We start from the raw sequence: 12,178 nt of genomic DNA on the forward strand, positions 1-12,178 counted from the left end.
CTTATCATCTATCTTTCTCTCTATAAGTAAATGTTTCTCATTATATTTGTCTTCAAGTTCAGTATATTTATTTGATATTAACTCTTCAACCTCATTAGCCTTATCATCTATCTTTCTCTCTATAAGTAAATGTTTCTCATTATATTTGTCTTCAAGTTCAGTATATTTATTTGATATTAACTCTTCAACCACATTAGTCTTATCATCTATCTTTCTCTCTATAAGTAAATGTTTCTCATTATATTTGTCTTCAAGTTCAGTATATTTATTTGATATTAACTCTTCAACCACATTAGTCTTATCATCTATCTTTCTCTCTATAAGTAAATGTTTCTCATTATATTTGTCTTCAAGTTCAGTATATTTATTTGATATTAACTCTTCAACCACATTAGTCTTATCATCTATCTTTCTCTCTATAAGTGAATGTTTCTCATTATATTTGCCTTCAAGCTCAGCATATTTATTTGATATTAACTCTTCAACCTCATTAGCCTTATCATCTATCTTTCTCTCTATAAGTGAATGTTTCTCATTATACTTGTCTTCAAGTTCAGCATACTTTAAATCAAAAACTTTGTCGCAATCATTATTATATTTATCCATTTTCTCTTTTAAATTTTTTTCTATAATTTCACAGTTATCTTCAATAGATTTAAGAACATCTAATTTTTCATTAATTCCATACTCATACTTTTCAATTTCATCATTAATTGCAGAGGTAACTTTCATCATATATGCATCAAATTGAATTTTCATTTCTTTTTCAATATCAAATTTCACAATATCAAATTGCTCATAAATGCTATTATTATTCTCTTCTATTTTTTTTCTTAAATCTTCTTCAAACTCTAAAATTTCTTTTGATCTTGCATCTACTATTTCAAAATTACGATCCATTTCAGCAATTTTGGCTCTTAAACGATCATCATTATCTGTAAGAATCTTATATATCTCATCTCTAATTTTTGAAATAGCCCCTTCACTCTCAATAAAAAATGTTGAATATCTCTCATCAAAATTATTCTCAACAATTTTAAATCTCTCTTTATAAAGCTCATTTAAAAATTCAGACTTATCCTCAATATTATTCTTAAGCTCATTTATTACGCCTATAAACCTTTCTTTTAATTGAATAATATCATTATCCATGACTTTTCTATAGTCAATTGCCTCTTCGCGTCTCATTTTATATTGATACTCAATTTCTCTAAGAAATTCACCAATCCTTACTTCTTCTTTTTCTACTATATCCTTAATTCTAATTTCAAAGTTTGCAACTTGATACCTAGATACATCAAAAGATTCTTTAAATTTTTCTATATTTTCATCCATATTTTTACTGAGAACATCTATTTTATCTGTTAACCTTCTATTTACATTTTCTATTTCATACCCTATTTCATTTTCTAATTTACTAGCAAGAGTCTCTGAATACCCTCTAGAATCAGATATGACTTTACTATATTTTTCATTAATCTCTCTATTTAGATCATTAAATCTTGAATTAAGAGAATCAATAGTAATATCAATATTTGCTTGGAATGAAGCAATGTCTGTCCTTTTGTCTTTAAGTAAACTATCAACTTCTTTAACAAACTCTTCTGACTTATCTAAAACAATAGCAAATTTTTTAGACAAACTCTCTTCAAGTTCTTTAGCATCCGTATCAAAATGACTCATAATATTTTGTAAAAGCTCATCTGCATATACATTTCCTTGATTTCTAAATTCATCTATTTTTTCAAGATAATAACTCTCAAGTCCCTCAAAAGTAGTCTTTAGATCATTAATTTTTAAAGCCATTTCTGAATCAATAGAACTTATATCCATTTTTCCTGAAGAGAGTACATTTTCAATATTAACTGATATTTCACTCAATTTATCTTGCCAAGTATTAAGCTTGCCATCTATTTCATTATCAAGCATATCTTTTTTACTCAAGATATCTTCCGATATTTGAGTTAAAAAATCATCTATTTGTTTTTGATTATCCATCTTAATTGCAGCAATCTTTTGAACTCTTGTTTCAATAAATTCATCAAGATCTGATCTTAAATTGTTTAAAACATCTTCACATTCAATCTTAAAGTCCTTAAGACTATAATTAAGTTCCTCTATCTTGCGTTTAATCACTTCCTCTCTATTAGAGAAGTCATCATTAAACCCATTAAGCATCATAATAACTTTGTCATGAATTATTTCGGCTTGATTATCAATAAATTCTTTAATTCCCAATAAAACTTCTTCACTATTTTTACTTGACATCTCTTTTAATTCTCTATATCTATCTAATACTGAACCCTCAAAAGTCTCTGTTTTAGATATAACATATTCAAGTCTCTCATTAACATCTTTTTCAAAAGAGTCGATTTTAGAAGAAGCTGATGATAATAATTCTTCACTTGAGATCTTAATATCAAGCAAAGATTTATTTAAAATAATAAGCTCATCTTTCCAATTAGTATGCATATCCATTGCTTTTTTCTGAATATGTTCTGATAGTTCATTAAAAATATTCTCACTAAGCTCTGTTCCCTTAATTCTTTGAGTTTCAATTAAATTTAAAAATTCTTCATTAGCTGAATTTAAATTAGATTTCACCTCTTTTAAATTCAATTCCACTTCTTTTTGCAAATTTTCATATTGCAATTTATTAGCTTCCATTGCCCTTACAAAGTTACCTATCTCTTCTCCATAGTGATTTTTTAAGTTCAAAACCTCATTATCAATATCAGAATTGATACCATTTAATTTAGATTCAAAATTTCTTTTTAAAGTCTCAAAGTTTTGCTCTAACAAAACATTCAGCGAATTTATACCTTCATTGACCCTTTTACTAGTAGTTTCAAAATTTTGATAATCATAATCTGATTTTTCAGCAATATTATTAAATCTTTCATCACATTCAACAGTAAAATCATTAATACTACGCTCAAATTTATCTGCAATACCTTTATATTTACTCTCCAACTGAATTTCCAATTCATTACTTTTTAAATTTAAAGATTCCAAAAGTATTGCATACTTCGAATTAACATTTTCATTTAAATCTGAATATTCATTAACAAATTTTTCATTCAACTCTTTAAGTTTTAAATACAAAACATTATCTAACTTGGAAACTTCATCTTGAATATTTGTATTAATATTTAAAAGTTTTAAATCTAAATCACTTCCAATGTTATTCATTTTTGAAAACACATCTTCATTAAAACTATCAATATCCCCTTTAACTTTTTTCTTAAATTCAAAATATATCTTATTAGAATCATCTTCAAGATCATCAAGCAAGCTCTTAACCCCACTCTGAACACTCTCTATTTTAGAATTGGCATCTTCCAAGCTATAATCTATTCTCTCTCTTATCTCTTTGTCAAATTGATTTATTTTACTATCATATTCCCTATAAATATCACCCACATTAGACTCAATTTGAACTCTAAATTGCTCTAAAATATCTGCAAATTGCTCTTCATATTGCCTCATTTCTTGTCTGATAGTTTCTTCAAGAGAATTCAATCTAGAATAAGTATTGTCCTTAAAAACAGAACTTAAAGACAATACCTCATTGTCTACTAATACCAATTTACCTTCAAGTTCATCTTTTATCTGATTAGAACGACCATCAACATATAAAAAAACTTCATTAAACTTCCGCTGCAACTCTTCATTTAACTTAGTTAAAATAAAATCTTCCTTATCATTAATTTTAGTTTTAGCCTGCTCTATAATAAGATCAAGAGAATTTTCAATCGATTTATACTTAGACTCGTAAATATCAAAAGATTTTTCCATTCCTCTGTTATAATTATCTATGTTAGATTCAATTTTAAGCAAAAAGTCCTTAAACTCATTTTCAAGTTTTTCATTACCTTTATCCAAAATGTCTCTCTTTTTTTCCTCAACCATTAATAAAGATTCTTGATAAGACATAAGATTTTTATCAAGATTATCCATTCTAACACTAAAGTCTTTAATAGTATTATCAAATTTTTCCCAACTCTCAATCTTGATAGATTCAAGATTTTCCTTATTTGTTTTAGCAAATTTTTCAAAAATAGTATTTAATTTAGAATCAACAGAATCAATCTGAGTATTAAAATTTTTCAAAGTCTTTGCAAGTTTATCTACCACTTTACCATCTACTTGAAGTCGCTGTATATTATCCTGCACTTTAAGAGCCATATCATCTAAATCTTTAAGCATAGAATCATGATAAGCAATTTTTTTTTCAACTTCTGCAAAATCATCACTCTTATTTTTAATTTTTTGTTGAACTTCATCTATCTTTTTTATAATTTCTATACTAGAACGTTGATATGCTTCCATATCAACAGCAAGATTATTGATCTCTTTTGTCTTCTCATCAATAAAATCTTCAAGATTATCTTTAGCAATATCAACAAATTTTTTAATTTTATCTAAAGCTCTTGAACGTCTATCATACTGCCTGTAAATAAATAAAATTAAGAAAACCGTTAAAAGATTAACCAAAAGGGTTACAAAATCTATCATAAAATATTTTACCCATACTTATATATTTAAAAGTATATATCTTTGCAAGTCTTTATAATTACTAAAAATAAAATCACACTTCATATCTTTAAGTAATTTTTTCTTAGAAAGATAAGCTGTTTTCATACACAAGCTACTAGCTCCTAAAATATCATATTCATAAGAATTTCCAACATATAAAACATGCTTATTATCTACACCCAGTTCATCTAAAATTCTTAAAAAAGCTACCTTATTTGGTTTTAAATAACCAGTATCTTCTGATGAATAGAGAATATCCCAAAAACTATCATCAATATTTAATAAGTTACTTACACGAGTTGCAATAGGAAAATCTGACATTACTCCTAATTTTATTCCATTAGATTTAAGAAAATAAATCAAATCATGAACACCAGAATACGGTTTAATATTTCTAAATTTATCACTAAAAGATGTCCCATAATATATTTTATTCAATAAAAATTCACATCTATTCTCATTAAAACCTAAATGACTAGCAAGCATACTAACTTGCCTAGACACCAATTCATCTCTACTTGAAGGAACACTTTTCCCTCTCTGTAAAACTCTTATTTCTTTTCTTATCTTTTTAAAAGCCAAAAAAAATCTAATATTCTTTAAAAATTCAGGAAACATTATTAAATTAATACTAATCTCAGGATAAAGAGTTCCATCAAGATCAAATACTACAGCTTTTATCATAATATTTAATTCTTTATCCTTCTTGGTATTGAGACTACAGATATATGCTTAGGAACTTTAACTTTAACTAAATGAACATACGAATTTGGATATCTATCCTTCAATGACTTAATTGAAGTTTCATCATTAATTTCCATTAAAGATACTCTAAAAATCGAATTTTGATCAATAAAAGGAAACAACACCACAATATGTTTATGAAAAATCTTTCCTGGAAATCCATCAATTGTCGTATTAACAGATCCTAAATATATATGACCGGGATCTTTTACAGCTAAATAATATAAAATAAACTCTAAATTATCAACCTTATATCCACGATCTTCAATATACTTTAAAAACCCAATATTATTTACATCAAATTCCTTAATCTTAGATAAATCCAAATCAACATCAACATTATGAAGCTTATATGCAATATTACGCGTCCAATCAAGCCCAAAAAAAGGATCCCTACTAAATTCATGATATTGTGTAAAACCATTACCTCTAACCCCAATATGCCTAACTTTCAGATCCTTTATTTTCAACAGTTTTTCCGTTTTTACCTTATAAATTGAATCTGCAACCCACTTGCTAAATCCAGAACAATTAAACCCTATAGGCTCTCTTTGAGGTTCACCCGTTTTAATATATACCATCTCTCCAAACTCATTCATCGCCCCATCATGTACTTCAAACATTAAAGGAGAAATTTTTAAAAATGACTTCAGATTATCAACCATATTAGAAACATTATCATAAACTTCAAGATATTTAGGATTAAAAAGCTCAAAATCAATAAAATTACCAATATATCTAACTACTTCTATAAAAGAACCAGTAGCAATATCACTAATTTTAAAAGGCAATTTAATATCTTTATGAATCAAAGTATTAATTAAATAAAAATCAGCATTGGAATACACATTCCCTGCTTTTATTCTAATAAAAGTATCTGATCTATTGAGAAAAAATATTTTCACTTGTTCAATGCCATGTTTCCCAACTTTAATTACATAAGAACCTGGAAAAATATACGATATACCATTTTTTCGATTAAAAAAAGAATAGTAAACATAATCTCCCACTATTGAATTTGACACTTCAATATAATAATTATCTACAATATGATATTTTGTTGTCTCTATCTTAATAGCATTATTACTTGAACTAAAATAATTTGAATAACTTGATCTAACACTAAAATCATAGAAAAAATTTTCAAATGCAAAAAGACTTAGATTACCAACCATTAAAAATAAAAATATATATCTCACTTTAGTTCTCTTGTTTTCTCTCTAAGTTCTATTAAAATTGGAACATTATAGTAACCAATTTTACGAATATTATTTACTAAATAATTATAATAAGAATTTGGGAAATTGGTTATCTTATTTGCAAATAAAATAAACTTAATAGGATTAACACTAACCTGAGTTATATATTTAACTTTATATGAAGAATTCAAATGATAATCCTTAACCCACAAATTTAACATCTTATTTAAATCAGAAGTATTTATTTTAAGATCAAGTTGCTCTTTTAATTTAATTGTCTCCTTAAAAAGGTTATCTACCCCCATCCTATTATGCACAGATATTTTTAATACAGGAGAAAAATTTAAAACTGGAAAGAAAAATTTAACACGATTCTTTACAGCCTCAAAATAACCGCTTCTATATTTTACAAGATCCCATTTGGTAAATACAATAATAATTCCTTTACCTCGCTTAGCTGCATAATGAGCAATTTTTTTATCTTGAGATGTTAAATCTTCATTAACATCAACTAATAAAAAGACAACATCCACCATATCAATTACTCTTAAAGCCCTACTTACAGAATAATGTTCAATAATTTCATTTACTCTTGCACGTCTTCTTATTCCAGCCGTGTCAATAAGTTCAAATGTCTTAGAATTCCTCTGAAACTTTGCTTTAATAAAATCTCTTGTGGTGCCAGCCACAGAAGACACAATAGAAACCTCATCTCCTGCCAAAAAATTAATAAGAGTAGACTTTCCTGAATTTGGCTTACCTATAATACCAATTTTAACATCAATATGCTCATCATCTGACAATTTACCTACTGAATCTTTTAAAAAAATCCTTAAATCATTAATTCCCTTTCCATGAGTTGCACTAACTAAAAAACTCTTCCTAAAACCCAATTTTTGAAATTCATAAGCTAAAATTTCCTTATGACTACTATCCACTTTATTTAATATTAAAACTACTTTATCACTATATTTCCTCAATCTATCAATAAGTTCATAATCTTCTAACAATATCTCATTCACATCTAAAACAAGTAAAATTAAATCCACACTATCAAGCAAGCCTATAACTTTATTAACCACAACCTGACTAAGTTCATCCTTTAAAAGCGTAAATCCACCAGCATCAATCAAATAAAACTTATAAGAATTTACTTTACAGATTTCTCTTACTAAATCTCTAGTAACCCCATAAACTTCATTCGTAATACTTCTATTTGAACTTAAAAGCTTATTAAACAAAGTAGACTTTCCAACATTTGGTCTGCCAACAATAAGAACACTGCTATAATTTTGAATTTTAGAACCAATCAAAGCCAATCTACCTCTTCCTTTATGTGGATATTTATATTATAATAGCAAATATTATAGTTTTATGCCAATTACAAGCGGATATTCAATTGATAAGAAAAAAAAAGAACAGTAGGCGCAAAACAAGCAACTTCAGTCAAGTAGATATATTTTTAATATTGTTTGCCATATTTTTAACGGCAATATGCTTATTGCTAATAATCAAAAGCTCACTACTTAACAACATATTCAACAATGAACAAATTAACAACAATTTTGAACTGCTCAAGACAAAACCTAAGGAAGTAGAAGTAAAGATAGACAATACAAAAAGTGAAAATATAAAAATGCTTAATAATGAAAAATTTTTAATAAAACCGCCCGAAATAAAAAAAATCAAAGAAGAGCTCCAAGAACAAGAACACAAACATTTACAAAATCAAAAAGAAGTTAAACTATACTTCATTAAAGTCACTTCTGAAGGACATTTTTTAAAACAAGGTGTCAAAAGAAATATTCATTACGATAAAAATATTCTTGAAAAAACATTAAAAGCACTATTGAATGGACCAAATGAATATGAACTTAAAAATAATTTTCTAAGTCTAATTCCTATTAACACCAAAATATTAAATTTAAGTATTAATGAGGGTATTGCTCATATTAATTTATCAAAGGAATTTTATGAAAATAGCTTTGGAATAGAAGGAATAATTAACCAAGTAAAACAAATTATTTCAACATGTCTTGAAATTCAAGGTATCAAAGGAATAACTTTAAACATTGAAAACAATCCAATAATCATTGAAGATTTAAATTTAAACTTCTCAGGAATACTAGATAATACAAAACTTGCTAAATATTAAAATCAATATCATCAAGAAATGCCAATGATTGCATCAAATTTACTCCACTATTTCTAGAAACTAAAAACATAAATTCCTGATTCCCCTTGCGACCTTTAGTTGTAAGTTTTAATATGCCTTTAATTTGTAAATAATTATCATAAAACTTTTTAATCACCTTATTTAATATCTCATTTAAATATCTATGTTCAACTATACCATTAAAATCTTTGATATTTAAATCTAAATCTTTAAGCTCAAATTGAGGCTTAACAAGCGCAATAATAAGTTTATCAGAAAGTTTATCAATTAAATTTGCACATATGCTGATTACAGATCTAAAAGACACATCAATAACGGCCAAATTAGGTTGAATGTCAAATTTCTTAATATCAAAAATATTAGTTCTCTCAAAAACTTTAACTCTTGGATCAATTCTTAATTTATAAGAAAGTTGATTCAATCCAACATCAACTGCATAAATTAATTTTGCCCCTTCCTGCAAAAGACAATCCGTAAAACCACCGGTTGAAGCACCAACATCAACACAAATTTTATCTTTAACCACAATCTTAAATATCTCTAAAGCCTCAAAAAGTTTATCTCCCCCTCTTGAAACAAACTGTTTAGATTTTCTCTCAACCAGCTCTATCTTACTATTTTTTAATATTAAAACTTTAGGATTTTTTTCCTTGTGAGAATTAACATACACTCTACCTGTTACAATTAAGATTCTCAATTCATCTCTTGTGAAACTTGGATAATTCCTACAAAGAACATTGAGCAAACTATTTTTGTATTCTCTCAATTTTCAAAGCACGTCCTGTGTATAAATGAGAAGTAATAACAACTCCCTGTATAATCACATCTTCCTCAACAGTTTCTGTTCTTAAAGAAATATATTCAAGTAATCCTTTAAGAGAAATTTCAGGATTAAAGCCTATGACAGAGTTGAAACTACCAGTCATACCAAGATCAGTAATATAAGCAGTACCCTTATCCAAGATTCTCTCATCGCAAGTCATTATATGTGTATGAGTACCAACAACTCCCGTTACCAATCCATTTAAAAAATATCCAAAACTTTCTTTTTCATAATTACTCTCAGCATGAAAATCAACAAAAATCGTCTTAACTTTATTCTTAATCATATTTATAACTTTTTTTACATTTTCAAAAGGATTTTTCACAATAAAAGTCATTCCTAAAAATCCTTGAATATTTATAACAGCAACTTTTTCACCCTTGACATTCAAAATACAATGACCATGTCCTTCAAGTAAATCTGAAAAATTATTTGGTCTTAATATATATTCCTGTTTATTTAAATATTCTCTTATACTCTGATCAGCATAAATGTGATTACCCGTAGTAATCACATTTACACCTGTTTTAAAAAGATTTTCGGCTATCTCTGGAGTAATTCCAAAACCACCAGAAGAATTCTCTCCATTAACAATTGTTAAATCTATATTATACTTATCCTTAAGACTCTTAAGATGAAAGAAAATCCTCTTAAGTCCTCCATTTCCTACAATATCTCCAACTATTAAAGTCCTAATAACATCACTATCTTGCATATTCAATAACCCGGGTCTCACGAATAATAGTAACTTTGATCTTTCCAGGATATCGCATTTCAACTTCTATCTTCTTTGCAATATCTCTTGCAAGCATAGTAGCTTTCTCATCATTAACCAACAAATTGTCAACAATGATTCTAACTTCACGACCCGCCTGAATTGCATAACACTTTTGAACACCCGCAAATCCATAAGCAATCTCTTCAAGTCTCTTAAGTCTTGTTATATAATTATTTAAACTCTCACGTCTTGCGCCAGGACGCGATGCAGAAATAGCATCAGCTATTTGAACAACTATAGCCTCAAAGCTCTCAGGTTTTATTTCATTATGGTGTGCAGCAATAGCATTAACAACAATATCACTCTCACCACAGCTCTGAGCAAGTTCAGCACCTGTAATAGCATGTCCCTCACTATTCTCAGAAATACTTTCCATTCCTTTTCCAATATCATGTAAAAGACATGCCCTTTTAACAACAACAGGATCTAATTTCATCTCTTTAGCTAAAATTTCTCCAATTATAGCTGTTTCTTTTGAATGACTTAAAACATTTTGACCATAGCTACTTCTAAAATAAAGCCTCCCAAGCCCTCTAATCAATCTTTTATCAAATCCATGTATATTTAAATCAAATACTGCCCTTTCACCTTCTTCAAGAATAATATTGTTAATCTCATTAGTAACACTATAAACAATCTCCTCAATTCTAGCAGGATGAATTCTTCCATCTGAAATAAGCCTCTCAAGAGTTCTTTTTGCTACTTCTTTTCTTACTGGATCAAAACAAGATATCACAACAGCCTCTGGAGTATCATCAATAATAATATCTGCACCTATTAATGTTTCAAGAACCCTAATATTACGTCCTTCTTTACCAATGATTCTACCTTTCATCTCATCATTAGGAAGTTCAACAGAAGTTACTGTAAACTCAGAACTAACTTCTGTTACTATGCGTTGCATAGTAGATACTAATATATCTTTGGCCACTTTATCTGCTAAGAGCTGAGCCTCTTGTTCAGACTTATTAATAATGATTTGAGCATCTCTTTTAGATTCATTCTCAACCTTTTCAATTACAATCTTTCTTGCTTCATCTTTTGTAAGACCAGCAATATTTTCAATTTTTTTAACAAGAGATAATTCTTTCTCACGTATTATTTTCTCTTTCTGTTCAAATTCTTTAAGTTTAAAATCAATTCTACTTTGTTGTTTATCAAGGGCTGCTATTCTTTTATCTAAGGTTTCTTCCCTCTGTAATAACCTTTTCTCTAAATTAAAAACCTCATTTTTTCTCTCTCTTATTTCCCTATCTTGCTGGTTTTTATCTTTAAGCATCTGAGCTTTTGCATGTGAAATAACTCGTTTTCTTTCATTTTCTATTTCTAAGATTGCTTCTTCTTGTACCTTCTTTAGTTTTTTATCTAAATTTAATAAAGAAAATCTACCTAAAATAATTCTTATTATAAAACCTAATATAATACCTAGGACACCAGCAAGAATAGAAGAAAAAGTAATATATGACATACAATTACCCCCTATTCCACCAAACAAATAAGTATAAACCCTTTAAAAGGATTAACTTAATATGTAAAGAATATTACTTTTCTTCTAAGGTTTTATCAACTAGTTCCAGAATTGCCATTTCAGCTGCATCTCCATACCTTTGTCCTAGCTTAATAACCCTAGTATAACCACCCTTTCTTTCTTTAAAGATAGGGGAAATTTTAGTAAATAATTTATTAAGGATATACTTATCATGTATAAATTTTGATATTTCTCTCCTATTATGCACGCTATCAACTTTGGCTCTCGTAATTAACTTTTCAGCAAATCTTCTAACCTCACTTAATTTTGCCTTAGTAGAAGTTATCCTTTCATGCCTAAAAAGAGAAATTACCATATTCTTTAAAAGCGCCTTTCTATGACTTGATTTTCTATCTAATCTATTAAATCCTACCTTAGTCTTCATATAAAA

General features: G+C 27.6%; 9 protein-coding genes. 1 reads left to right on the top strand and 8 read right to left on the bottom strand.

Annotated elements, in window-relative coordinates; genetic code table 11:
• The 4 genes from U880_RS0106865 to der form a co-directional block, all read right to left on the bottom strand.
• Nucleotides 1-4,518, bottom strand: a 4,518-nt coding sequence (locus U880_RS0106865; RefSeq protein WP_024655314.1) for a SpiroCoCo family coiled-coil protein, incomplete at its 3' end; no start/stop codon positions are given.
• A gap of 18 nt (nucleotides 4,519-4,536) precedes the next feature.
• Entirely contained in the window at nucleotides 4,537-5,223 is a 687-nt protein-coding gene (locus U880_RS0106870) for an HAD family hydrolase (protein WP_024655315.1), read from the bottom strand.
• Nucleotides 5,224-5,228: 5 nt separating this feature from the next.
• Complete coding sequence (locus U880_RS0106875; RefSeq protein WP_024655316.1) at nucleotides 5,229-6,482, bottom strand: hypothetical protein; 1,254 nt, start codon at nucleotides 6,480-6,482, stop codon at nucleotides 5,229-5,231.
• Nucleotides 6,479-7,780, bottom strand: coding sequence for a ribosome biogenesis GTPase Der (der, locus tag U880_RS0106880; protein ID WP_024655317.1), 1,302 nt, complete (start codon nucleotides 7,778-7,780; stop codon nucleotides 6,479-6,481). Before der ends, U880_RS0106875 begins: the two co-directional genes overlap by 4 nt.
• A gap of 95 nt (nucleotides 7,781-7,875) precedes the next feature.
• On the opposite strand from der, the gene U880_RS0106885 reads away from it, so the two are divergent.
• The gene (locus U880_RS0106885) at nucleotides 7,876-8,637 is read left to right on the top strand and encodes a GerMN domain-containing protein (RefSeq protein ID WP_200862218.1); all 762 of its coding nucleotides are present in this window, start codon (nucleotides 7,876-7,878) and stop codon (nucleotides 8,635-8,637) included.
• Here U880_RS0106885 and U880_RS0106890 read toward each other — a convergent pair.
• From U880_RS0106890 to rplQ, 4 genes are all read right to left on the bottom strand, one after another.
• On the bottom strand, nucleotides 8,627-9,424 hold the full coding sequence (locus U880_RS0106890) for a TlyA family RNA methyltransferase (RefSeq protein ID WP_024655319.1): 798 nt from the start codon (nucleotides 9,422-9,424) through the stop codon (nucleotides 8,627-8,629). The two genes, U880_RS0106885 and U880_RS0106890, sit on opposite strands and share 11 nt — an antisense overlap.
• Nucleotides 9,405-10,196 carry a TIGR00282 family metallophosphoesterase gene (locus U880_RS0106895; protein WP_024655320.1) on the bottom strand — a complete coding sequence of 264 codons (792 nt, stop codon included), beginning with the start codon at nucleotides 10,194-10,196 and terminating at the stop codon, nucleotides 9,405-9,407. Before U880_RS0106895 ends, U880_RS0106890 begins: the two co-directional genes overlap by 20 nt.
• Nucleotides 10,186-11,727: a ribonuclease Y gene (gene rny, locus U880_RS0106900; RefSeq protein ID WP_024655321.1), complete on the bottom strand. Its 1,542-nt coding sequence runs from the start codon at nucleotides 11,725-11,727 to the stop codon at nucleotides 10,186-10,188. The genes U880_RS0106895 and rny overlap by 11 nt, the downstream gene beginning before the upstream one ends.
• Before the next feature lie 73 nt (nucleotides 11,728-11,800).
• Nucleotides 11,801-12,172 (bottom strand): 50S ribosomal protein L17, encoded by a 372-nt coding sequence (gene rplQ, locus U880_RS0106905; RefSeq protein WP_024655322.1) that lies wholly within the window; start codon nucleotides 12,170-12,172, stop codon nucleotides 11,801-11,803.
• Between the last annotated feature and the right edge of the window lie 6 nt (nucleotides 12,173-12,178).

The sequence above is a fragment of the Borrelia hispanica CRI genome (assembly GCF_000500065.1).
Lineage (GTDB): Bacteria > Spirochaetota > Spirochaetia > Borreliales > Borreliaceae > Borrelia > Borrelia hispanica.

Excerpts from the sequence above, each read along its gene's own strand:
- U880_RS0106870 (WP_024655315.1), bottom strand. The coding sequence starts at position 5,223 with ATGATAAAAGCTGTAGTATTTGATCTTGATGGAACTCTTTATCCTGAG.
- U880_RS0106895 (WP_024655320.1), bottom strand. The coding sequence starts at position 10,196 with ATGCAAGATAGTGATGTTATTAGGACTTTAATAGTTGGAGATATTGTA.
- rny (WP_024655321.1), bottom strand. The coding sequence starts at position 11,727 with ATGTCATATATTACTTTTTCTTCTATTCTTGCTGGTGTCCTAGGTATT.
- rplQ (WP_024655322.1), bottom strand. The coding sequence starts at position 12,172 with ATGAAGACTAAGGTAGGATTTAATAGATTAGATAGAAAATCAAGTCAT.